This is a genomic window from Xaviernesmea rhizosphaerae (genome assembly GCF_001938945.1).
GTDB lineage: Bacteria > Pseudomonadota > Alphaproteobacteria > Rhizobiales > Rhizobiaceae > Xaviernesmea > Xaviernesmea rhizosphaerae.
This window is the reverse complement of sequence record NZ_MKIO01000031.1, coordinates 260,945-284,683: the sequence shown is the minus strand read 5'-3', so window position 1 is coordinate 284,683 and position 23,739 is coordinate 260,945. Positions and strand designations below refer to the sequence as shown.

Here is a 23,739-nt window from a genome sequence, read left to right as displayed (position 1 = left end):
GGCATCGGTCCGATGCATCCGGTGCCGGCGCGCCTCCGCGGCGTTTCAGCCGTTGTCGGGAATGCGCACCGAGATGATCGTGCCGACATTCTCGACGGAATGGATCTTCATCCGCCCGTCATGCAGCGCCGTCAGCGAGCGCGAGATCGCCAGTCCGAGACCGGAGCCGCCCTGGCTCTTGGCATATTGGTTCTGCACCTGCTCGAAGGGCTGGCCGATCTTTTCCAGCGCTGTGCGCGGAATGCCGATGCCGCTGTCGGCGATCGTCAGTGTCACGGCGCCGGCCACCTTGCGCGCCCGCAGCGCGATGCGCCCGCCCTTGTTGGTGAATTTGGCGGCATTGGAGAGGAGATTGAGCAGGATCTGCTTCATCGCCCTGCGGTCGGCATGCAGCGTCAGGCCTGAGGCGATCTCCTGGCACACCACGATGTCCTTCTGCTGCGCCGGTCCCTTGATCAGCCGCAGCGCCTCTTCCACCAAGGGCGCCAGATCGATGCGCTCGCGAGTGATGCTCATCTGCCCCGCCTCGATCTTCGACATGTCGAGAATGTCGTTGATGACGTTCAGCAGATGCTTGCCGCTATCGTGAATGTCCTTGGTATATTCCTCGTATTTTTCCGAGCCCAGCGGGCCGAACATGCGGTGCTTGAGGATCTCGGAAAAGCCGAGAATCGCATTGAGCGGCGTGCGCAGCTCATGGCTCATATTGGCAAGGAATTCGGATTTCGCCCGATTCGCCGCCTCGGCACGCTCCTTCTCCGCCTGATAATTGGCATTGGCGATCGACAGCTCCGCCTTCTGCCGCTCCAGCTTCATGCGCGAGGCGGAGAGATCGCCGATTGTGGCCATCAGCCGGCGCTCGGATTCGCGCAGGCGCACCTGATGGCGCTTCAGCAGCGTGATGTCGGTGCCGACGGAAACCAGCCCGCCATCATGAGTGCGCCGCTCGTTGATCTGCAGCCAGCGCTGGTCGGCGAGTTGCACCTCGGTCGTCTGCGACAGGTTGGAGCCATCGGGATCGGCAATGCGCCGCTCGACGATCGGCCGGGCGGCGGCGGCGGCCACCACGATGCGCTCGGTGCCGGGCACCAGCACATGGGCCGGCAGACTATAGGCCTGCTGGTAGTGCGAATTGCACATGACCAGACGGTCGTCCTTGTCCCAGAGCACGAAGGCCTCGGACGTGCTTTCGATCGCGTCGGCCAGGCGCTGGTCCGCTTCGGCATAGCGCTGCGCCAGGCGGTGCTGCTCGGTCACGTCCATGGCGATGCCGATCAGATGCAGCCGGTCGCTGCCTGTCTCGATGATCTGCGCGCGGGCGCGCAGCCAGACATAGTGCCCCTCCGCATGGCGCATGCGAAACACATGGTCGATCTGGCGTTCGGAGCCGCGGGCGATCTGGCGGGCAACCTGATAGACGCTCTTGTCGTCGGGATGCATCAGCCGCGCCGCATCGCCGAAGGACAGGACGCTCGATTGCGGCGTCATCCCCAGCATCTCATACATGGAGCGCGACCAGAACAGCCGGCGGGTGTTCAGGTCGAAATCCCACAGGCCGCAGCGGCCGCGCAGGAGCGCGGTTTCCACGCGCATGTTCGATTCGGCGAAGATCTGGTCGGCATCGCGCGCGCGCTTGGCCTGGATGTAATAGGCGTAGAGCACCACCAGCAGGATGGCGGAGATGCCGGCAAACAACGTGACATTCAGCGAGACTTCGTCACGCCAGCGCTTCTCGGACTTGTCGAGCGGCACCGCGACCACCAGCGTGCCGGCGCGGTCGCCGACCTGAGACAAGGTCATCAGATGCGTGCGCCCGCCGATCTCGGTTTTGACAACGGTGAAGCGCTCGCCGAAATATTGGAAGGCAGCCGCCTCCGGCGCGATGCTGGACAGCGTGCGCATGGCATAGAGCCGGCCTTCCGGCGTGGTGGCGAAGATCCGCCCGTCATTGCGCACGGCAAGCGCAAAGGCGCCCTGCGGCAGCATGTCCGGCGTCAGCACGCGCTGCAGCCGCCGCGTCACCTCGTCGGTCCGGGCATTGTCGAAGAGATCGGCGGCATCGGCCGTCATCGCCTCGCGCGCGGCGGTGGCGGCCAGCATGGTGGCCTGGCGCAGCGCCATGTCCATGCGCATATAGTCACCCATCAGGCCGCTGATGCGCGAGATGGCGACGATGACGAGAAAGGCCGTGATCAGGATGGGGATCGAGCGCTTGAGCATCGGCTCGGCGCGCTGCAGCCGGCGGCTGGTCGGCGCGGCGAAAAGCCGGGCCTGCGAGAGGGCAATCTTTTCCAGGCTGGAAAAGATCGGGAGTCCCGGACGCATGCGCGCCCCGGCCGCGCCCGCCTGCTGCGCTTCCGCAAGTTTCGCCACTATCTGAACCTCGTCTGACCCGGCACGCCGCTCGCCCGAATCTGACCTCAATGAATCAATTGCACCCCTTCTTGTCCAGCCAAAAGCATGAACGGGCGTTAACCAATTCTTGTCAGTGGGAAGTCGCAGCTTGCCGAAGGGAACTTTTTGGTTCCCCGACTGCTCCGTCAGAAAATTCCTTTTGGTTCAATGGCTTGCGTTTACGTCCTAGCCCTTCAGCGTCCGTTCGACAATGTCGCTGACATCGGCCGAGAGGCCAGGGGCTTCCTTTATCCGGGCAAGGGCTGCCTGTGCGGCCGCAGCGCGGCCCTCTTCCAGGGAGCGCCAGGAGCGCATCGCGGTCAGCAATCGGGCGGCCAATTGCGGATTGCGCCGGTCGATCTCAAGCACCTGATCGGCCAGGAAACGGTAACTCTCGCCATCCGGCCGGTTGAAGCCGGTCGGATTGCCGAAGGCGAAGGCGCCGACAAGGGCCCGCACGCGGTTCGGGTTGAGCGGATTGAACGACGGATCCCCCATCAGCGCCTTGATCCGCTCCAGAGCGCCATGGCCGGGGGCGGCCGCCTGAATCGAGAACCACTTGTCCAGCACCAGCGGATTGTCGGCAAAGCGGGTGCGGAAGGCCTGCAGCGCCACCAGCGTTTCGCCAGCATCCGGGAAGACATGCGCAAGCAGCGCCAGCGCATGGGCGCGGTCAGTCATGTTGTCGGCGGCGTCGAAGGCCGCCTTGGCCCTGAGGGGGCTCTGTTCGGCATGGGCCAGATAGGTCAGCGCGATGTTGCGCAGCGCCCGCCGTCCGGCGCTTGCCGCATCGGGCGAGAAGGGCCCGTCGGTCGCCATCTCGGCCACCAGCTTTTCAAAGGTCGCTCGTCCGGCCTCGGCAATGGCGTGCAGCACGCCGAGCCGCGCGGTCCAGATCGCATCGGGATCGTTGCTCTTGCCGATTTCGCGGGCGATGTCGGATTCGCTGGGCAGAGCCAGGATCTGCGCGCGGAAAGCGGGCTCGAGCGCGTCGTCGCCGATCGCCGAGAGCAATGCTTCCACCACGAGCGGACTGACCGTATGCGCCGTGCCGCCTTTGACGGCCGCCGTCGCAGCCACCAGGTCGGCCAGCGCCAGATCGGTCAGCGCCTGCCAGCGGGCGAAGAGATCGGGATCGAAACGGGCGATCAGCGCCTTGTCTTCGGCGCTCTGCTGCAGATGCAGGTTGATCGGTGCGGAAAAGCCGCGGTTGAGCGAGACGATCGGCCTGGCGGGCAGGCCGGTAAAGGTCACGCTCTGCTGCCGTTCGGTGAGATGCAGCACCTCGCCGGTGACATCGGTGCCCGTCCCCTCAGAGGGTGTGGCCACCGTTCCATCCGGCAGGATCAGGGCGAAGCGCAGGGGAATGTGCATCGGCGCCTTTTCGCTCTGGCCCGGTGTTGGCGGAACCATCTGTTCGAGCGTCAGCGTCAGGGATTGGCGGGCGGCGTCATAGGCGCTGGAGGCGGTGACCAGCGGCGTGCCGGCCTGATGATACCAGAGCGAGAATTGCGTGAAATCGCGCCCGCTGGTCTCGGCGAAACAGCGCACGAAATCCTCGATCGTCACGGCTTGGCCGTCATGCCGCTCGAAATAGAGATCCATCCCCGCTTTGAAGCCCTCGCGGCCCAGAAGCGTGGCGATCATGCCGGTGACTTCCGAGCCCTTCTCGTAGACGGTGGTGGTGTAGAAGTTGTTTATCTCGCGATAGCGCGTGGGCCGCACCGGATGGGCCAGCGGACCACCATCCTCGGGAAACTGCTCTGCCTTCAGGTGGCGCACCTCGGCCACGCGCTTGACCGGGCGGGAGCGCTCGTCGGCGGAGAATTCATGGTCGCGATAGACCGTCAGCCCTTCCTTCAGGCAGAGCTGGAACCAGTCACGGCAGGTGATGCGGTTGCCCGTCCAGTTGTGGAAATATTCGTGGGCGATGATCGCCTCGATATTGGCATAGTCCTGATCGGTCGCGGTTTCCGGATCGGCCAGCACATATTTGTCGTTGAAGACATTGAGGCCCTTATTCTCCATCGCGCCCATGTTGAAATCGGACACGGCGACGATCATGAAGATATCGAGATCATATTCGCGGCCGAAGCGCTCTTCGTCCCAGCGCATGGAGCGCTTCAGCGCATCCATGGCATAGGCCGCGCGCGGCTCCTTGCCATGCTCGACATAGATCTTCAGCGCCACCTCGCGGCCCGACGCCGTGGTAAAGCTGTCCTCCACCACGCCGAGATCGCCGGCGACCAGGGCGAAGAGATAGCTGGGCTTGGGATGCGGGTCGAACCAGGCGGCGAAGTGCCTCGTGCCGTCGTAATTGCCGCTGCCGAGGAAATTGCCGTTGGAGAGCAGGAGTGGATTGGCGGCCTTGTCGGCGACGATCGTCACCGTATAGGGCGCCAGAACATCCGGCCGGTCGGGGAAATAGGTGATGCGGCGGAAACCCTCAGCCTCGCACTGGGTGCAATAGACATTGCTGGTGCGGTAAAGGCCCATCAGCGTGGTGTTGCTTTCGGGCGCAATCACCGTGCCGATCATGATCTCGAACGGCGCGCTTTCCGGCAGGCCGCGGATCACCAGCTGCTCATCGGTCGCGTCATAAAGCGCGGCGTCGAGTTCGTTCTGGTCGAGATGCAGCGCCGTCAGCGACAGCTCGTCGCCATCCAGCACCAGCGGCGCTGCAAGATCCACGCCCTCGCGGCGATGGAAGATCAGCCGCGCCTCGACCTTGGTCTCGGCCGGGTCCAGCTCGAAGGTCAGATCGACGCGCTCCAGCACGAAGTCGGTGGGACGATAATCTTCGAGGCGAATAGTCTCGCCGGTGTCAGTGCGCATTATCGCCTCATGGACTGCGGCTATACCTCTACACGCTCCCCGTGCGTGAACGGCTGCCGGTGGAAATCGTCACACAGTTAAGCAGTCGCCCCTAACAATCATTGAATCCTGTGTCTTTTCAGGACAGAACGGCGCTGCACAGGAGGCTATTCTTCTTCGAACGGTCGTAAAGATCCAGTGCATGGACAGAATGAACGATCATTTGATCACACAAAAAACACGCCGCATCACGAAATGTGATCCTACGCAAGCGCGAATCTCCGCTATGAGGCGGGCGCCGGCCCCGCCTCAAGCGCTCTCTCCCAGTGCGCTTGAGGAAACCTGCGCTGCTGCGCCAGCGCCGCAGAAGCCCCTGCCGGCCTCTTCCACGGCATGAAAGGAATGAACCGTGACCGACACCAGCCAGATGCGCCCCTTGCGCGGCATCGGCCTCAAGGTCCTTTCCGTGCTGGTCTTCGTCTGCATGTCGACCTTCATCAAGGCGGCGGGAAACGAGATCCCGACGGGGCAGATCACCTTCTACCGCTCGGTCTTCGCCATTATTCCCATCGTGATTTTCCTGGTCTGGCGGGGGCAGTTGCGCACCGCGCTCCACACCCGCGATCCGATTGGCCATCTGCTGCGCGGCTTTGTCGGCATTCTGGCCATGAGCTGCGGCTTCTACGGGCTGCAGCACCTGCCGCTGCCTGAAGCGATCGCGATTGGCTATGCCATGCCGATCTTCGCGGTGATCTTTGCCGCCGTGTTCCTGAAGGAGACGGTGCGGCTGTTCCGATGGACCGCGGTCGGCATCGGCCTTGTCGGCGTCATCGTCATTTCCTGGCCGCGCCTGACGCTGCTGCGTTCCGGCGACATGGGCGCGGGCGAGGCCGCCGGTGCGCTGGCGGTCATCCTTTCGGCCTGTCTTGGCGCCATCGCGATGATCCTGGTGCGCAAGCTCGTCCATGCCGAGCGCACCCAGACGATCGTGCTCTATTTCTCGCTGTCGGCCTCGGTCTTCTCGCTGGTCAGCCTGCCGTTCGGCTGGGAGCCGCTTTCGATGCGCGCCTTCCTTCTCTTGATGGCAGCCGGCATTTGCGGCGGCATCGCCCAATTGCTGCTGACGGAAAGCTACCGCTTCGCCGATATGTCCACCATCGCGCCGTTTGAATATACCTCGATCGTGCTCGGGCTCGGCTTCGGCTATGCGCTCTTCGGCGACGTTCCCACGCCGACCATGCTGGCCGGCACAGCGCTCGTCATCTCCGCTGGTATTGTCATCATCCTGCGTGAGCACCGGCTGGGGCTGAAGCGGCGCGGCGCGCGCAAGCTGATGACGCCGCAGGGGTGAGGGCATAAAGCCGCCTCAACCCTCGGCCGATGGATCGGTCCGCTCCCGTCAGACGCCCGGCGACCTGTCGGGCTCCTCCGATGTCTCCAGAACAGGCGCCGGCTGGCTCATGGCGGTGGCGACATCGAGGCCCGGGGTGGGCACGGTGTTGGCCTGAAATTCGGTCTTGGAGACCAGGCCTACCTCCTCGCGTCGGCGCAGGATGCGCCAGCCGGCATAGCCGGCATAGGCGAGGAAGTAGAGCCCCAGCATGAAGAACAGCGCATTCGGCCCGAAGCGGTCCATGACAGGGCCCACCATCAGCGGCCCGCTCACCGTTCCCAGGCCATAGGTGATCATCATGCCCGAGGAGACCGAGACGTAATCGTCCGGATCGGCGAGATCATTGGCATGGGCGACGTTAAGCGCATAGATCGGGAAGACCATGGCGCCGACGCAGGCGCCGAGGACATAGACCGTCGGCGCGCCAGCCGAGGAGAAGGCCAGCATGGCCAGGCAGGACAGCACGCCCAGCGCGCCGCAGGCAACCATGACCTTGCGCCGGTCGATCCGGTCCGAGGCGCGGCCGATCGGGATCTGCGAGATCGCGCTGCCGATCAGCAGCGAGGCGAGCAGGGTCGCGCCCTGCGCCGTCGTCAGGCCGATCTTCTGGGTGAAGACGCCGCCGAGATTGAACCAGGCCCCGGCCATGGCGCCGGCAAGCAGGCTGCCGACCACCGCCACCGGCGAACGGCGGAACAGAGCGGGCAGATTGAAATTGGCGCGTGACGGCGGCGCGGGCGAGGGCGAGGTGGACAAAGCCGTGGGCAGCAGCGCCAGCGAGAAGATGATGCCGCAGAGCATGAACAGAGCGGAGGTCTTGGGATCGCCCAGCGGCACAAGATATTGCCCGGCGACCGTGCCAATCATGGTGGTGATCAGATAGAGCGAGAACAGCATGCCGCGATTCTCGTTGGTCACCCGCTCGTTGAGCCAGCTCTCGATCACCAGATAGCTGCCGGACATGGCAAAGCCGAGCGTGGCGCGGAAGAAGATCCAGGCCCGCCAGTCCACGACCAGCCCGCAGAGCAGGATGGCGATGCTGAGCAGGGTGACGAGCGCGGAGAAGACGCGGATATGGCCGACCCGGCGCACGAAGATCGGGGTAATGATGCAGGAGAGCGTGAAGCCGAGCGTGTAGCCCGTGGCGATCACGGAAATGGTCAGTGTCGACCAGCCTTCCGCCAGTGAACGCACGGGGATGACATAGCCCGCCAGGCCAAAGCCGGTCATCATCAGGAAGACCGAGAGCATCAAGGGCAGCACGGAGAGAAAGCCTGACGACATCACGCGATTCCCTGCATGGCGCGGCCTGCCAGAGCGCCGGACCGGGAGCCGCAAGCCGGCTTCCGAACGCAGCCGATGCCGGAACCAAAAGCCGGCGCACCGGACCGAGGGCGGTTTTCCGTCCGATGCAAAAGAGGCGATGCCTCGGGCCAATGCTGTGATCGCGACATGCCGGCAACCTGTTCAAGGTGACCGCGGCCGATGCGCCGCCGTCAGGGAAAGGTCCATGCATCCCACAGGCCTCGGCCGGCTCAAAGGCGAAACCGCCGCCATGCACCGAAATCCATGGCCCCGCTGCCCTTAGGCAAGGGCATGAACAGGCTCAGCATCCTCCCATTTGCAGGCGTCATGCGCGGTCGATTGCGACCTCGCATGACGTTTACGGCACGACTCCGGCCTCATCGAGTCCGGATCGGGCTGGTCGATCAGCGGCGCACGATCATGGACTGGGGCTCGGCGCGCGCTTCCCAGCCGGCACTCTCCAGCGCCGGCACGTCATCCTCGCTGGCGGGATAGCCAAGGCAGAAATAGCCGAGGAAATGCCAGTCCTGCGGCACGTCGAGCGCGGCGGTGACGACCTCGGGCTCCAGGATCGAGACCCAGCCAAGGCCAATCCCGCGGGCACGGGCGGCAAGCCAGAGCGTATGCAGGGCGATGACGGCGGAATAATCGATTGTTTCCGGCATGGTCTGCCGGCCCAGGCGATGGCCCTGCTGCGTGGCGCGATCGGCAAAGAGCGCGAACTGGCAGGGCGCCTCGCTCAACCCCTCAAGCTTCAGCCGGGCATAGAGTTCCGCCCGCTGCCCCTCCTGCGCGGCCAGCGCCGTCTCGTTGCAGCGGGCGAAGGAGGCGCGTACCATAGCGCGGCGAACGGGGCTTTCGACCTCGACAAAGCGCCAGGGCTGGCTGAGGCCGACCGAGGGCGCCTGGGCGGCAATGGCGATCAGCTCCTCGAACAGGCCGGCCGGCAGGGGCTGGCGCTGGAAGCGGCGGACATCGCGCCGCCAGCGGAACAGGGTCTGCAGCTCTTGCTGGAAGCCATCTTCAAACTGAACGCCCTGCGGCACGGGGGTCGCATCGGCAAGATCATGGGCACTGACGGTTTTCATGGGTTCACGTCCTTGAGAGGGAAAGTGCCGGACCCTGGTTTGGGAAAGGCGCAGGGGCAAACGGCCGCAGGCCGATCCGGCTTGGCGGCACTTTCAGGGTGGTACAACGGGATGGTGCCTTGACCATCGGAGTGGAAATCATCTGCAGCTTGATGCTCTAGGCTTTTGTTTTTGCATCGGCATTTTCCAAAATCCGCTTCCGGATTTTCCATCCGACGGTCGACAAAGACGCATGGCGGGGGCGCCTGCGCCGCAAGCCCATCGGTCTTGGCGGCGCCTCGCCGCTTGCGCCGGCGAGGCTGCAGCAATGATGGGATGTCACAACGTCACGGTTTAACGTTCTCTGTCGATCATGGAGTTCTGTCCGGGCCATGGCGGCCGGGTTGATGCGATCACTTTGTGGCGTTTGTCAGGGGGCGGCCATTTTCGGAGCACGGCTACTCTTGAGGCCCCAGTTGCCGGCTCGCCCCAGGCAATTGGTCCCGCAAGTGTCGGCTCCGACACCACGAGCCTGACGTTACTTCGTCCGCACGAACATCGGATTAGATTTTTCTGTAAAATTAAGAGAGGATTGGACGGAGTTCGATCGCGGACAAGCCACTGTTGCCGATGGGTGATGTAGCCGACGGGCGATCCGGCTTTTTACAGCGCTATCCGATATGACTTGAATCAGATCGGCGCTCAGACCCAATTTGCTTGATGCACAACCTGATCGATCGTCGTTTCACTTGGAACGGATTATGCCGTCGCGGGCCGGCTTGCTCACCCTGTTACGCACCACGGCATCAGCGGCCTGCTCGACGCATGCGCTGCCTGCCGCCAGGCCCAGAACGAGCGCGTGCCTGCCGTAATCAGACATCGCGCAATCAGACCTGACGCAATCAGCGCTGGCCAATCCCCGAGAGGAGGTCCATGCCTTCCGCTCCGGCCATCCGGCGCCGCGACAGGTGCCGATAGGCCACCGAAGCATCGACAGCAACGCCGATGGTGGTAAAAACGTCGCGGACGGTGCGGATCATGTTCTTCGACATGTTCATCTCCTGAAATTCAAGCAGGCGACAGTTGCCCGGGCACTCCGGGCCCATCAGGTCCGGCTTTTTGAGCCACAGGCGAAACCGCCGGTCTCAGCGCTGAACGAAGTCGGAAAAGATCTGGCTCGGCCGGCCGAACTGGGAATAGGCGATGGCCGTGAGCTGTTCGCTTGCCGCTGTGGGACGGCCACGGGCGCCGCCATTGCGCGGTGCGCTGGCGATGCGGAGCGTTTCAAAGCCGCTATGCAGAGGGCGAAAACGGGCGGTCATGATTCAAGTCCTTGTATCCATTCCTCCCGTTAACGCTATATTGCAATGCAACAGCTTTTCAGCAAGGCGGGCCGTCAGGAGCCTGCTATGCGCAATTCGCATGGCTTTTTTCATGGTTTGTTCATTTGGGCTGACGCGGTCGGTCAGCGCCAACTTTCGGCAATTCCCGCCGTTCTCGCCAAAACCATCGTGAAAACAGAAGCGTAAGCTGCGCCGACGGTGTCGTGTTCCGCGCCGCTGCGCCTTGACGTCAGCCGCGGTCGAGCGCCTTGCGGAAGGTCAGGAGATCTTCCCAGGCCAGCTTTTTGCAGACCGGCGCGGCAAAGAGGTCCTGCGGATGCAGCGTGGCGAGGGCCTGAACGGCATGGTTCCCGACCCTGATCTCCCGCCAGCTGCCGCGCAGATGATGGATGGTGTCCGTACCGCCGAAGAAGAATCGGGCGGCGAAATTGCCGAGCACGAGCAGGTGGCGCGGCGCGATCAGTTCGACCTGACGTTCGATAAAGGGCCGGCAGATCTCGGTTTCGCGCGGTGAGGGCACGCGGTTTCCCGGGGGGCGCCAGCCGATGACATTGCCCAGCATGATCTCGGCCCGGTCAAGCCCGATGGCGCCCAGCATCCGGTCGAGCATCGCGCCGTTGCGGCCGGAAAAGGGCAGGCCGTCGCGGTCGTCGTCGCCATTCGGCATCGGCCCGACCACCAGAAGGCCGCGCGAGGGCGAACCCTCGACAAAGACGAGATTGCGGGCGCTGTTCTTCAGATTGCAGCCGGTGAAGGCCTCCATGGCCACCTTCAGCTCCGCCAGCGAGGACGCGGATCTGGCCGCGCTCTGCGCCTCGGCAATCGCCTGTTCGTCGGGAATGGCGACCGGTGCTGCCGGGCGCGGCGGCGGCGTCGCCTTGTCCGGCCGCTGGGCTCTGCGCGCCGTCCCAGCTTCCTGTGTCGTTGCCGGCGCGGGGGTCTCGTCGCGTGCCGAGGCCGGCTGTGCGAGCGCCCGGCGGGCGGCGAGCTGCGCCTGGAACTCCGCGAAGCGATTGGCAGGTTCATCCGAAACCAGCCACTCCACTCCGGCATCCGCATGGAAATGCAGGAGGGCGGCAAGTTCCGCGGGGGCGAGGCTGTCGGCTGGGATCATGGAACGACCTTAGAGCAATTGCAGAGGGGGTGCGACTCTTCCCTGCGTCCCCCGCGTCCTCTCTTTCCTCACGCGGCCCAGCGCTCGGCCTCGCCGCTCTCGCCGATCAGGGCCAGACCATGGGCGATGGAGAGAAGCTCGCCGCCGCTTTCCACCCGGTCGGCGGCAAAGCGTTCGGTGAACAGGCGGCGCACGGCGGGTACGAAGGAGGTGCCGCCGGTCAGGAACACCTTGTCCACCTGCGATGCCGGCGTGTTGGTCTTTTCCAGCACCTCGTCCAGCGCCGCCTCGATGCGGGCGAGATCGGGCGCGATCCAGCGCTCGAAATCGGCGCGGCGCACGGTCTTGCGGCCGGCGGCGCCGAGCGGCGCGAAGTTGAACTCCGCCTCGTCCTGCGCCGACAGCGCCATCTTGGTGGCCGAGACCGCCTGATAGAGCGGATAGCCTTCGTCATGCTCGATCAGATCGACGAAGAGTTCGAGCTTTTCCGGCTCGGTGGCAGAGCGCACCAGCGATTGCAGATCGGCGAATTCGCGCGTGGTCTTGAAGATCGACAGCTGGTTCCAGCGGCCGAAATTGGCGTAATAGCCGCTCGGGATTTCCAGGAGCTTGTCGAAGCTCTTGAAATGGCTGCCCTTGCCGATCTCGGGCGAGACCAGATTGTCGATCAGCCGGAAATCGAAATGATCGCCGGCGATGCCGACGCCGGAATGGCCAACAGGAATCGCATTGAGCCGGCCGGCATGGCGCTCGAAGCGGATCAGCGAGTAGTCGGTCGTGCCGCCGCCGAAGTCGGCCACCAGCACATTGGCATCTGCGGTCAGCGACTGGGCGAAATAGTAGGCGGCCGCAACCGGCTCATAGACATAATGCACCGCCGGAAAGCCGAAGCGTTCGAGCGCGGCCTGATAGCGCTTCAGCGCCAGCGCCTCGTCCGGATTGGCGCCGGCAAACTGCACCGGACGGCCGACCACGAGGCTGGAGACTTCTCCCGGCCAGCCTTCGCCGGCGTAGGCCTTGAGACGCCGCAGGAAGATCTCCATCAGATCCTCGAAGCTCTGGCGCCGGGCAAAGACCTGGGTGGCCTGGAAGGCGGCGCTGGCGGCGAAGGTCTTGATCGACTGTAGGAAGCGGCAATCGCCGGGATTGTCGATGAACATGCGGATCGCCGCCTGCCCGGCTTCCACCTTCAGCGCCTGCGCGCCCAGCCCCGGCTCCTTCATGAAGGACAGCGCGGTGCGCATGCTGTCGGTGGTGCCGGCGCTGCTGTTGAAGGCCATCGAGCGGGTGGCATTGGCCCCGCTGGCCGGATCGGTCAGAGCGAGGACGGTGTTGGTCGTGCCGAAATCGAGCCCGAGCGCGCGCGTCATGATCGTGCTCCCTGTTTAACTATCGCGATGACGAGAAGCGGAGCCATGCTCCGGAAAAAAATGCGGCCCTTGGGCAGGAGGATCTGCAAGGGCGGTGAAATGCGGACGGCGCTGATGACATGCCGACGCCGAGAAGGCAAGGGCACGCATAATCAAAAACCGTCTTCCGGCGCCTTGAAGGGACCTGCGCTGCAGGCCGGGGAATGGAACACCAGCTCCGGGTCGTTCTCGTCGAGATGGAGAATGACACCGCTCTGGATAAAGCCCTCGCGCAGGAGGAGCCGCTGCATGCCGACATTGGAGAGATTGGTCGATGTGAAGAGCTTCGCGGTCGGGCACAGGGCACGCAGATGCCGGAGCATGATCGTTCCAAGCCCTCGGTTCCGGCGCTCGTCCGCAACGATCAGAAGCGCGATGAAGCGCTGATGGAAGAACTGATCGGTCAGAACGCCATAGGCGCAGGCCGCGCTGCCCTCCTGCAGGATGTGGCACTGGCCCGCGGCCACGGCGTGCACGAGATGACGAGACCGGTCGCCCTCGCGCAGGAGCAGGGGGTCGATGGCGCGCAGGGCCTCGATGTCCTGATCTGTCGCCTGTCGGATGTCGGTGGTGCGCGGTCTTGCCTGTCCCATTCGGCAAGGTTTATCCCGATGGTGGAAAAGGGATATGACAGCCGAAATTTGACGTGAACGTAAACGTCATATAGTCTGTCTCATCATGCCGGGAGAATGAGCCAGCGCCTGTCGCAACTTGGCTCGACAAGCCGGGTTTGTTTTGAGAAGGAAGGGATTGAAAGCCCTATGGGATCGGACAGACGGCCATAGTCGTCCGATGGCCGGAGGGACCAGGCCCGAGCGGAGCGAGAAAGAATGAGCGAGATGGAGCTGCCCGAACGCGAGTCGATGGAGTTCGACGTCGTGATCGTCGGTGCGGGGCCTGCGGGCCTGTCTGCGGCAATCCGGCTGAAGCAGATCAATCCCGATCTCTCGGTTGTCGTCTTGGAAAAGGGCGCCGAGGTGGGCGCGCATATCCTCTCCGGCGCCGTCGTCGATCCCTCTGGCATCGACAAGCTTCTGCCTGGCTGGCGCGAGGAGGAGGGCCACCCCTTCAAGACCGCCGTGACCGACGATCATTTCCTCGTTCTCAACGAGACCAAGTCGCTGCGCCTGCCCAACGCGCTGATGCCGAAGCTGATGAACAATCACGGCAATTACATCGTCTCGCTCGGCCTGGTCTGTCGCTGGCTGGCCGAGAAGGCCGAGGCGCTGGGCGTCGAGATCTATCCGGGCTTCGCCGCCGCGGAAGTGCTCTATGACGAGGCCGGCGCCGTGATCGGTGTCGCCACCGGCGACATGGGCATCGAGAAGAACGGCGAGCCCGGGCCGAATTACGCGCGCGGCATGGCGCTGATGGGCAAATATGTGCTGATCGGCGAGGGCGTTCGCGGCTCGCTCGCCAAGCAACTGATCGCCAGATACGACCTGCAGAAGGATCGCGAGCCGCAGAAATTCGGCATCGGCATCAAGGAACTCTGGCAGGTGAAGCCGGAGAACCATAAGCAGGGCCTCGTGCAGCACTCCTTCGGCTGGCCGCTGGACCTGTCGACGGGCGGCGGTTCCTTCCTCTACCATCTGGAGGACAATCTGGTCGCCGTCGGCTTCGTCGTCCACCTGAACTACAAGAACCCTTATCTCTCGCCGTTCGAGGAATTCCAGCGCTTCAAGACGCATCCCAGCATCCGCGGCACCTTCGAGGGTGGCAAACGCCTTTCTTATGGCGCGCGCGCCATCACCGAGGGCGGCTATCAGTCGGTGCCGAAGGTCAGCTTCCCCGGCGGCGCGCTGATCGGCTGTTCCGCCGGCTTCGTCAACGTGCCGCGCATCAAGGGCAGCCACAATGCCGTTCTCTCCGGCCTCCTGACGGCTGACCGCGTGGCGGCCGCGATCGCTGCGGGCCGCGCCAATGACGAGATCGTCGAGCTGGAAAGCGACTGGCGCGACGGCGCCATCGGCACGGACCTGAAGCGCGTGCGCAACGTCAAGCCGCTCTGGTCGCGCTTCGGCACGGTGCTCGGCGTCGGCCTGGGCGGGCTGGATATGTGGACCAACCAGCTCTTCGGCTTCTCCTTCTTCGGCACGATGAAGCACGGCAAAAATGATGCGCAATCGCTGGAGCCCGCCGAAAAGCACCAGAAGATCGCCTATCCCAAGCCGGACGGCGTGCTGACCTTCGACCGGCTCTCCTCGGTCTTCCTGTCCAACACCAATCACGAAGAGGACCAGCCGGTTCATCTGAAGGTCAAGGACATGAGCCTGCAGAAGCGCTCTGAGCACGACGTCTTCGCCGGCCCGTCCTCGCGCTACTGTCCCGCCGGGGTCTATGAATGGGTGGAAAAGGACGGCCAGCCGACCTTCGTCATCAACGCGCAGAACTGCGTCCACTGCAAGACCTGCGACATCAAGGACCCGAACGGCAACATCACCTGGGTCCCCCCGCAGGGCGGCGAAGGGCCGGTCTATCCGAACATGTGAGAGCGTCTCCGTCTGGCCCCTTCATCGGGGCCTGGACGGGGAGAAGCGACTTCGCGTCAAGCGCTCGCTCGCATTCTCAAACGTTTCGCTGGACAAGGGCTGAGCCATCGCCACTGGCCTCCTTTCCCCATCAGGGAGAGGCCAGGGTGAGTGTGGTTGCGCAAAAACCTCGGCTCCATGCCCTGATCATGGTTAACGGATCCTGACCCGCGAGGGCCTGTCTTTACCCGCCGTTAACCATAAATTCCGCATGCTCATGGCCACAGAATCACCCGATCCGAGGCCATTTCATGACATTCTCCCGCCGCGCGTTTCTTCTCGGCGCCACCGGTCTTGTGGCCGGCTGCAGCCAGACCACGCCCAGCCCGTTCATCCAGACCTCTGCGCTGAATTACGGTCCGATCGCGGACGAGAAGTTTCCGCTGCCGGCCATGCCGCTGGACAAGATCGCCCCGGAGCTGCGCCGGCAGGAGGTGGCCTATCCCGCGCCCTACAAGGCCGGGACGATCGTGGTCGATACAGGCGCGCGCCGGCTCTATTACATTCTGGGAGAAGGCCGGGCGATGCGCTATGGCATCGGCGTCGGCCGGGCCGGCTATGCGCTTTCGGGCAATGCCTATATCGGCCGCAAGGCGGAATGGCCGTCCTGGACGCCGACGCCGAACATGATCCGCCGCGATCCGCACAAGAACCTGCGCTATGCCGCCGGTGTGCCGGGCGGTCTCAACAATCCGCTTGGCGCGCGCGCCATGTATCTCTATCGCGGCGGCAATGACACGATGTTCCGCATCCATGGCACCAACCAGCCCTGGTCGATCGGCCAGGCCATGTCGTCGGGCTGCGTGCGCATGCTCAACCATGATGTGATCGACCTCTATGAGCGCGCCAAGGTCGGCGGGCAGGTCATCGTCATCCAGGGCAGCCATCCGGCGGAAAGCTTCGCCGCCCTGTAATGGGCGCCGTTCAGAGTTTGCTTACGGGTTGGCGAAGAGCTGGTAGCTGAAGGTGACACGGTCACCAGGCCGGCCATAGAGATAGCCGAGCGAGACGATGCCGCCGACCGGCGTCGCCTCGCGTTTCACGCCCTCCTGCTCCGATCCCTGCCGCAGGGCCAGCTGGCGCAGCGCAGGGTCGATCGGCGCGTTTCCGCGCCAGACGACGAGAACCGGGCGGTTGGCGGTGTCGAAGGCCGCGCGCTCGAAGCGCTCATAGTCCGGCGTCACCACCGCAGCGGCGGGGAAGTTCAGCCGCAGATTTCCGGCAAGCTGACGGTCTGCGCTGAGGATGACCGCCCCCGGGGCCTCCGGCACGGCCTCGGCGATCAGGCGCGACAGCGCCGCATAGGGCACGTTCTGCTTGTTGTATTTTCCGGTCCAGCCGGCCGCCGTCACCCGCAGCAACAGGATCGAGGGCACGAGCACCGCGATGACGAGGGCGACCGGCAGGATGCGCGCCAGCAGCCTGCGCCCGTTCAGCCCGGCGGCCTCGGCCTTCAGGCAGAGATAGAGCGGCAGGAAAATCAGCACCGGCGAGAGCCAGCGCTCCTTGAAACTGTCGGCATCGGTGGCCAGCGTCGTGATCAGCAGGATGGCGATAAAGACCAGCATCATCCGGCCGATCAGCCGCGTCGGCAGCGATTGCGCCCGCAAAGCGCTGGCGCCGTCCGCCTTGCCGGCGGCGAGCGCGAAGACGAGCAGCGTCAGGCCGGTGAAGCCGAGCGTGGCGCCGGCAAGCGACAGCACGCCGCCGGCGAGATCCGCCAGCATGCTGACGGGCGCGCCGTCATCCTCCAGCTTGCCCAGTGTCTCGGCGGCGGCGATACCGGAATTCTGCCAGAGCCAGAGCCCATGCGGCAGGAAGACCAGCACCGCGAAGGCCGCGGCGACAAGAATGCGCCAGTCCGCGAGCCGGCGGCGCGTCTCGGGCAGACTCGCCATGGCCACAAGGCAGCAGAAGGGCAGCAGCACGAAATTATATTTCGCCAGCAGGCCGAGCCCGGCCGTCACCCCCACCAGAGTGAAGCTCAAGAGGCTCGGCCGCTTCAGCGTGCGCATCACCGCCCAGAGGAACAGGATGGAGACGGCGCTGAGCGCCACCGAATGGGTGAGATCGCGCTGCGATTCCCAGGCGATATGCGGAATGGTCAGAAGGCCGAGCGGCGCCAGCGCGGCCAGCGCGCGATCCTCGAGGCATTCGCGCGCCAGCATGGCATAGCCGCCATAGATCGCCAGCAGAAAGCCGGCCTTGACCCCTGCAAGCGTGCTGAGCGACAGGCCGGCGAGTGCGCTGACGCCATATTGCACCCAGTTGTAGAGTGGTGGCTGGCTGTCATAGCCGGCGGCCAGCCATTGCGTCAGCAATGCCTGCTGCGCCTCGTCCATTTCCAGCGAGGTCGGCAGCGACAGGCGCACGGCGATATTGATCAGCAGATAGGCGAGGATCAGGACCAGAATGCGCCCCGGCCTCTGTTCGAGCGCCTCGGCCAGGCGGGCAAACATCGCTACTCCGCCCGCCGGAAGACCTGGCGCACCGTATAGCTGCCGGTGTCCTTGTTCTGGAAATAGGTGCGGGCGATCATTTCCGAGAGAATGCCCGTGGTGATCAGCTGCACCGAGGACAGGAACAGCATGACGCCGATAATCAGAAGCGGGCGCGTGCCGATGTCCTCGCCGAAGCCGTATTTTTCCACCGCGAGAAAGAAGAGGATCAGCAGGCTGATCGCGCCGATGCCCAGCCCCAGCGAGCCGAAGAAATGGCCCGGCCGCGCGCGGTAGCGCATGAAGAACAGAACCGAGAGCAGATCGAGAATGACGCGGAAGGTGCGCGAGATCCCGTATTTCGAGGTGCCATAGGCGCGTGCCGAATGGTTGACGGCCATCTCGCCGATGCGCGAGCTGGGCACCACGGCCGCCACCCAGGCCGGAATGAAGCGGTGCATCTCGCCCAGAAGCTTGACCTGCTTGATGACGGAGCTGCGGTAGAGCTTCAGGCTGCAGCCGTAATCATGCAGCTTCACGCCGGTGATGCGGCCGATCAGCTTGTTGGCGCACCAGGAGGGCACCTTGCGCAGGAACAGGCCGTCCTTGCGGTTCTTGCGCCAGCCGACCAGCAGATCGAGATCGCGCGCCTCCAGCTCTGCCGCCATGCGGGGAATGTCGGCCGGGTCATTCTGCAGATCGCCGTCGAGCGTGGCGATCAGCCGCCCGTCGGCGGCGTCGATGCCGGCCTGCATGGCTGCGGTCTGGCCGAAATTGCGTTGCAATTCGACGACGACAGCCTCCAGATCGGGCCGGCTGATCGCCTCGCGCGCGCGCAGAAGCGTGGCGTCCGTGCTGCCATCATCCACCAGCACCAGATTCCAGCGGCCGGTATAGGCGCTCATGCCTTCGATGATCCTTGCGATCAGCGGGCCGACGCTTTCTTCCTCGTTGAACAAGGGCACGACCAGCGAAAGTTCCACCGGCGTGTCGTACGGCCCTGCGATTGCGGTCACGTCCACGATGCCTTAATCCCGTCTTAAAAAGATGCGGGCCTCCTATCGCATGGCACGATGAGGACGACAAGCACTCGAATCCTGCCAGCCGCCTGCGAAGGGGCTCCGGGCATGACAGCGCGAAAGGCAAGCGGCCGGTGACGCAACAGATTGGAACGGACGAGGAAACACGGGGCATGGCTTCTTTCCTGCGCCGCCATGCGGCAGCGCTGATCAGCCTTTCGGCCGTGCTGGCCTATTGCGCCTTCATCGAGTGGATGTGGGGCTGGGGCCGCATTCTCGCCGCCTGGGGCGCGATCGGCGCCGGGCCGGTCGCGCTGGCGCTCGGGCTGATGATCGTCACCCATCTGGTGCGCTGCCTCAGAGTCTTTGACTATTTCCGTCAGGATCTCTCCGGCGCCTTCCTGCGGCTGTTCCGGGTCACGCAGGTGCACAATCTCGCCAATATCCTGCTGCCATTCCGCGCGGGCGAGGCCTCCTTCTTCGTGCTGATGCGCAGCGAGTTTTCCATGCCGATGGCGCGCTCCGCCGCCTCGCTCCTGTGGATGCGGGTGCTGGACCTGCATGCGCTTCTCGCCGTCGGCCTGATCGGGCTGGTGGCCGCCGCGCCCTTTCCGCTCCTCGCCTGGGCGGCGTGGGTGGCCTATTGCCTGCTGCCGATCGCCGGCTTTGCCTTTCAGCGGCCGTTGTTTTCCGTCGTCAGCCGCCGGTTTCCCGGCAAGGTCGCCCGGCTGGCCGAAAGCGTGCTGTCCGGCCTGCCGCAATCCTGGGCGCCGTTCTTCCGCGCCTGGGCCATGACGGTGGTCAACTGGTCGGTGAAGGTGGCGACCATCGCCTGGATCCTGACGCTTCTGGGGGCGCCGGGGCTCGCGGCCGCGCTTGGGGGCGCGTTGGGGGGCGAACTCTCCTCTGTTCTGCCGGCGCATGCGCCGGGCGGGGTCGGCACCTATCCGGCCGGCATCGTTGCGGGCGCGCTCGCCTTTGGCGCTCCGGCCGGCGAGCCTGCGCTGTCCGCCCTGAGTCAGGCGGCGGTCAACGCCCATCTTATGGTTCTGGTCTCGGCTGCCGCCGGCACGCTCCTCAGCCTGCTTCTCGCACCGCGCGCCGCGCCGGCCCGTCCCACGGCATCCTGAAACGCATCGCGAAAAGCAGGGGCCTGCCGGCCTGATCTTCTTCTTCTTTTCTTGCGCAATCCGGCGATGATTTTGCCGCGTGCCGACTTATATGAGGACGGCGACAGCACGTGTGAGGCGACGGATGAAGATCAAGGCCATTCTCAACCGCGACGGGGGCACGTTTCGCACCACCGACATGGACCGCTACACGCAGGAGATGGAGCGCATCTTCACGCAAGCCGGACACCAGATCGAGGTGTCGGTGATCTCCGGCAAGGAGATCGAGGCGGCGCTGGAGCGCACCTCCGCCCGCGACGATCTGGACGCCATGATCGCCGGTGGCGGCGACGGCACGATTTCGGCGGCCGCGGCCCTTGCCTGGAAAAACGGCATGCCGCTCGGCGTGGTGCCGGCCGGCACCATGAATCTCTTTGCCCGCACGCTGAAACTGCCGCTGGACATCTGGCGCGTGCTCGACGTGCTGGCCGATGGCCATGTGATGGCTGCCGATATCGGCAGCGCCAATGGGCGCGCTTTCGTGCACCAGTTCTCCATGGGCCTGCATGCACGCATGGTGCGTTACAGGGAATCTTACAGTTTCGCCTCAAGGCTCGGCAAGATTTCGGCCAGCGCGCGGGCTGCCTTCGGCGTCATCCTGAATCCGCCGAAGTTCAAGATCGATTTTGAGGTGGACGGTGTCCGTGAACGGCGCAAGGTCTCGGCGCTTTCGGTGTCGAACAACCACTTCGGCGCGAACTCGCTGATGTATGCCGACAGCGTTGATGGCGGGCATCTGGGCTTCTACACCGCGCCGCCGCTCACATCGGCCGGCGTGGCGCGGCTGACCTTCGATATCCTGCGCGGCAAGTTCCGCGAAAGCCCGCTGATTACCCAAATGAGCGTCACCCATGTGACGCTGCATTTCCCGGAGGCCAATCACAAGATCAATTGCGTGATGGACGGCGAGCTCCTGCCGCTGCGCGGCGATGTCGATCTGCGCGTCCATGCCGGAGAACTGAAGCTGTTGGTCGGCCCCCAGGGGATTGAACCCTCACCTTGAGCGGCGGGGGGAGGACCGTCAGGCTGCGAGCCTGTCCAATTGCGCCGGCAGGAGCGCGCCGGTAATCGGCAGGCCCTGTTCGCGCTGAAACTCCATCACCGCGGCGCGTGTGGCGGGGCCGAAAATGCCGTCGGCATCGAGATCGAGGCCGAGCTTATGATTCAACAGTTCCTGCAGTTCCTTGACGTTCGGGCCGCGGTCGCCGAGTTCGAAGATTTCGTCGGAGAGCGGCGGCGGATGAGCGCCGAACAGGCCTTGCGCCGACCATGTCCGGATCAGTTGCTCCGACGCTTCGAAATGCATCGCATCCTCGGTGGGGAAGGCCGCACCCCAGAAGAAGGAATGAGCGTTGAAATATTTGTAGATCGACAGAAGGCCGACCTGGGCGCGCTCGTCGCCGCGCTTGTCCAGCACCCCTTCGAGCGTCAGATCGATTGCCGTCCCCCAGGAATGGTTGCTGATCGAGGTGGTGCTGCCGCGCACATAGCGGCAGCAAAGCATGCCGGCGGTGCCGAGAACGGCATAGATCTCCGGCTCATGCGCCCGGATATCGGCGAAGATCAGCTCAAGGGTCTCGACCGCCGGCTTCAGTCCCGATACCTTAAAAGGCCCGACATTCTTCTGGATAATGAGATCCAGAACCTTCTTGTTGGTAGGCCAGCGGCAGTCGTCGGAGTAATTGCCACGCGGATTGCCGATCAGCGTAAGCATGGTCTTGTTGCGCGCGCCAGACAGCGCACCGTTCAGCTTGGCCCGGTTCGGGCCAAGCGGGGTAGTCAGAGAGTATTTCGGCATTTCGTCACCTCTCCAAAGCAGCCTCATGCTGCAGGAGCAGTGAAACATATTCTTAATAAATAGAAAACGTACTCACGAAAGGGTTGCAGGCCGCGTGTCACGGTCCTGTCACTGGAACGCCGTTTCGAAGAAACTCCTGAGCTTGCGCGAATGCAGCTTTTCCGGCGGCATGGCCGCGAGCTTCTGCAGCGCGCGAATGCCGATCTGCAGATGCTGGCTCACCTGGTTCTTGTAGAACGCCGTGGCCATGCCCGGAAGCTTCAGCTCGCCATGCAGCGGCTTGTCTGACACGCACAGCAGCGTCCCATAAGGCACGCGGAAGCGGAATCCATTGGCGGCGATGGTGGCGGATTCCATGTCGAGCGCGATGGCGCGCGACTGTGACAGGCGTTTGACCGGCCCGCGCTGATCCCGCAGTTCCCAGTTCCGATTGTCGATGGTGGCCACCGTGCCTGTGCGCATGATCCGCTTGAGGTCGTAGCCCTCATAACCGGTCATCTCGGCCACCGCGTCCTGCAGCGCCACCTGCACCTCGGCAAGCGCCGGGATCGGCACCCAGACGGGCAGGTCGTCATCCAGCACGTGATCCTCGCGCACATAGGCATGGGCCAGCACGTAGTCGCCCAGCGCCTGGCTGTTGCGCAGGCCGGCGCAATGGCCGAGCATCAGCCAGGCATGCGGGCGCAGCACGGCGATATGGTCGGTGATCGTCTTGGCATTGGAGGGGCCGACGCCGATATTGACGACGGTGATGCCGCCATGGCCCTTGCGCTTCAGGTGATAGGCCGGCATCTGCGGCAGGCGGGCGAGCGCCAGATCGGTCTCCGGCTTGTCGGCGCCGGCGTGGGTGATGATGTTGCCCGGCTCGACGAAAGCGGTATAGCCATGGCCGCCCTCGGCCATCTGCTGGCGCGCCCAGGCGCAGAATTCGTCGATATAGAACTGGTAGTTGGTGAACAGCACGAAGTTCTGGAAATGCGTGGCGCTGGTGGCCGTATAATGCGCGAGCCGCGCCAGCGAATAGTCGATGCGCTGGGCGGTGAAGGGCGCCAGCGGGAAGGGCTCGCCCGGGCCGGGCTCATAGGAGCCATTGGCGATCTCGTCATCGGTCGTGGTCAGGTCCGGCGCGTCGAACAGATCGCGCAGCGGCACCTCGATGTTCTCGGCCAGCGTCGCCTCCACATGCGCGCCTTCGCCAAAGGCGAAGTGCAGCGGGATCGGCGTAGCCGATTCGGAGACCGTGATCGCGACATTGTGGTTGCGGATCAGATGGCCGAGCTGCTCCTTCAGATAATGGCGGAACAGCTGCGGCCGTGTGATCGTGGTCGTATAGACGCCCGGCGCGCTGACATAGCCATAGGACAGGCGCGAATCGACGTGGCCGTAGCTCGTCGTCTCGATGCTGACCTGGGGGTAGCAGGCGCGGTAGCGCGTGTTCGCTTTTCCGCTCTTGCCCAGCGCCACGAAGGCATCGGTCAGAAAGCCGGTGTTGCGCGCATAAAGCGCTTCGAGCGCATCGACGGCGGCGACCGGATCGTCGAAGGTCTGGGCTGCGAAGGGCTCGGGCGTGGAGAGCGCGAGCGAGGCGAGGGGAAGGATTCGTGCGTTCATGCGCGCAGTATAGGATGGCGCCTTTGACAAGCAAACGACAAGATGTCCCGCTGGCCGCCCTAATCTGATGTGAACGGAAGTTGGCTTGCTGGCGACATCCGGCCAAGGCAGACCGCCGGCAGCGGCGTCAGCTCATCGCCTGACGCTGCAGCGTGACGAAGAGGACGAGCCCGGCGCCATTGCCGAGCTTGTTGGCGTCGCCGCCCGTGACCGCCAGCAGGCCCAAGGGTCCGCCGATCAATGCGGCGAGCACGAGGGCGCGCATGGCATTTGCGAACGAGGGCATGTAGGTCATGGCCGGGCTCCTCTGGCGCATCGGATGAAACGCCGGTTG

The 23,739-nt window shown here is 64.4% G+C and carries 19 protein-coding genes; 5 read left to right on the top strand and 14 right to left on the bottom strand.

Going from position 1 to position 23,739, the window contains the following annotated elements:
- Positions 1-45: 45 nt before the first annotated feature.
- Together BJF92_RS14580 and pepN are read right to left on the bottom strand one after the other, a co-directional pair.
- Positions 46-2,373, bottom strand: coding sequence for a PAS domain-containing sensor histidine kinase (locus BJF92_RS14580; protein WP_075635463.1), 2,328 nt, complete (start codon positions 2,371-2,373; stop codon positions 46-48).
- 207 nt (positions 2,374-2,580) lie between these two features.
- Entirely contained in the window at positions 2,581-5,229 is a 2,649-nt protein-coding gene (gene pepN / locus BJF92_RS14575; protein WP_075635462.1) for an aminopeptidase N, read from the bottom strand.
- Positions 5,230-5,635: 406 nt separating this feature from the next.
- On the opposite strand from pepN, the gene BJF92_RS14570 reads away from it, so the two are divergent.
- Positions 5,636-6,559, top strand: a complete 924-nt coding sequence (locus tag BJF92_RS14570) for a DMT family transporter (protein WP_075635461.1) — start codon at positions 5,636-5,638, stop codon at positions 6,557-6,559.
- A 48-nt stretch (positions 6,560-6,607) separates the two neighbouring features.
- Here the strand turns inward: BJF92_RS14570 and BJF92_RS14565 are convergent, their stop codons facing one another.
- From BJF92_RS14565 to BJF92_RS14540, 7 genes are all read right to left on the bottom strand, one after another.
- A complete protein-coding gene (locus BJF92_RS14565; protein WP_075635460.1) occupies positions 6,608-7,885 on the bottom strand; it encodes an MFS transporter in 1,278 nt (425 codons plus the stop codon).
- Positions 7,886-8,310: 425 nt separating this feature from the next.
- Entirely contained in the window at positions 8,311-8,994 is a 684-nt protein-coding gene (gene bluB, locus BJF92_RS14560; protein WP_075635459.1) for a 5,6-dimethylbenzimidazole synthase, read from the bottom strand.
- A gap of 881 nt (positions 8,995-9,875) precedes the next feature.
- Complete coding sequence (locus BJF92_RS25595; RefSeq protein ID WP_158032229.1) at positions 9,876-10,025, bottom strand: hypothetical protein; 150 nt, start codon at positions 10,023-10,025, stop codon at positions 9,876-9,878.
- 93 nt (positions 10,026-10,118) lie between these two features.
- Positions 10,119-10,295: a hypothetical protein gene (locus BJF92_RS25775; RefSeq protein WP_176218700.1), complete on the bottom strand. Its 177-nt coding sequence runs from the start codon at positions 10,293-10,295 to the stop codon at positions 10,119-10,121.
- Between the two features lie 250 nt (positions 10,296-10,545).
- Complete coding sequence (locus BJF92_RS14550; protein ID WP_075635457.1) at positions 10,546-11,430, bottom strand: uracil-DNA glycosylase; 885 nt, start codon at positions 11,428-11,430, stop codon at positions 10,546-10,548.
- Between the two features lie 68 nt (positions 11,431-11,498).
- A complete protein-coding gene (locus BJF92_RS14545) occupies positions 11,499-12,800 on the bottom strand; it encodes an Hsp70 family protein (RefSeq protein WP_075635456.1) in 1,302 nt (433 codons plus the stop codon).
- A 152-nt stretch (positions 12,801-12,952) separates the two neighbouring features.
- Positions 12,953-13,432, bottom strand: a complete 480-nt coding sequence (locus BJF92_RS14540) for a GNAT family N-acetyltransferase (protein WP_075635455.1) — start codon at positions 13,430-13,432, stop codon at positions 12,953-12,955.
- 237 nt (positions 13,433-13,669) lie between these two features.
- On the opposite strand from BJF92_RS14540, the gene BJF92_RS14535 reads away from it, so the two are divergent.
- On the top strand, positions 13,670-15,331 hold the full coding sequence (locus BJF92_RS14535; RefSeq protein WP_075635454.1) for an electron transfer flavoprotein-ubiquinone oxidoreductase: 1,662 nt from the start codon (positions 13,670-13,672) through the stop codon (positions 15,329-15,331).
- 290 nt (positions 15,332-15,621) lie between these two features.
- The gene (locus tag BJF92_RS14530; RefSeq protein WP_075635453.1) at positions 15,622-16,284 is read left to right on the top strand and encodes a L,D-transpeptidase; all 663 of its coding nucleotides are present in this window, start codon (positions 15,622-15,624) and stop codon (positions 16,282-16,284) included.
- 21 nt (positions 16,285-16,305) lie between these two features.
- Here the strand turns inward: BJF92_RS14530 and BJF92_RS14525 are convergent, their stop codons facing one another.
- Both BJF92_RS14525 and BJF92_RS14520 read right to left on the bottom strand, forming a co-directional pair.
- The gene (locus BJF92_RS14525; RefSeq protein WP_075635452.1) at positions 16,306-17,829 is read right to left on the bottom strand and encodes a glycosyltransferase family 39 protein; all 1,524 of its coding nucleotides are present in this window, start codon (positions 17,827-17,829) and stop codon (positions 16,306-16,308) included.
- Between the two features lie 2 nt (positions 17,830-17,831).
- Positions 17,832-18,830 carry a glycosyltransferase family 2 protein gene (locus BJF92_RS14520; protein WP_425356471.1) on the bottom strand — a complete coding sequence of 333 codons (999 nt, stop codon included), beginning with the start codon at positions 18,828-18,830 and terminating at the stop codon, positions 17,832-17,834.
- Between the two features lie 143 nt (positions 18,831-18,973).
- Between BJF92_RS14520 and BJF92_RS14515 the strand changes: the two genes are divergently transcribed.
- Together BJF92_RS14515 and BJF92_RS14510 are read left to right on the top strand one after the other, a co-directional pair.
- On the top strand, positions 18,974-19,957 hold the full coding sequence (locus BJF92_RS14515; protein WP_075635550.1) for a lysylphosphatidylglycerol synthase domain-containing protein: 984 nt from the start codon (positions 18,974-18,976) through the stop codon (positions 19,955-19,957).
- A gap of 124 nt (positions 19,958-20,081) precedes the next feature.
- Positions 20,082-20,999: a diacylglycerol/lipid kinase family protein gene (locus BJF92_RS14510; protein WP_075635450.1), complete on the top strand. Its 918-nt coding sequence runs from the start codon at positions 20,082-20,084 to the stop codon at positions 20,997-20,999.
- 18 nt (positions 21,000-21,017) lie between these two features.
- On the opposite strand, the gene BJF92_RS14505 is transcribed toward BJF92_RS14510, so the two are convergent.
- The 3 genes from BJF92_RS14505 to BJF92_RS25770 form a co-directional block, all read right to left on the bottom strand.
- Positions 21,018-21,794 carry a peptidoglycan-binding protein gene (locus BJF92_RS14505; protein ID WP_075635449.1) on the bottom strand — a complete coding sequence of 259 codons (777 nt, stop codon included), beginning with the start codon at positions 21,792-21,794 and terminating at the stop codon, positions 21,018-21,020.
- 108 nt (positions 21,795-21,902) lie between these two features.
- Positions 21,903-23,405, bottom strand: coding sequence for an AMP nucleosidase (locus BJF92_RS14500; protein WP_075635448.1), 1,503 nt, complete (start codon positions 23,403-23,405; stop codon positions 21,903-21,905).
- A 127-nt stretch (positions 23,406-23,532) separates the two neighbouring features.
- Positions 23,533-23,700, bottom strand: coding sequence for a hypothetical protein (locus tag BJF92_RS25770; protein ID WP_176218698.1), 168 nt, complete (start codon positions 23,698-23,700; stop codon positions 23,533-23,535).
- Positions 23,701-23,739: the final 39 nt, after the last annotated feature.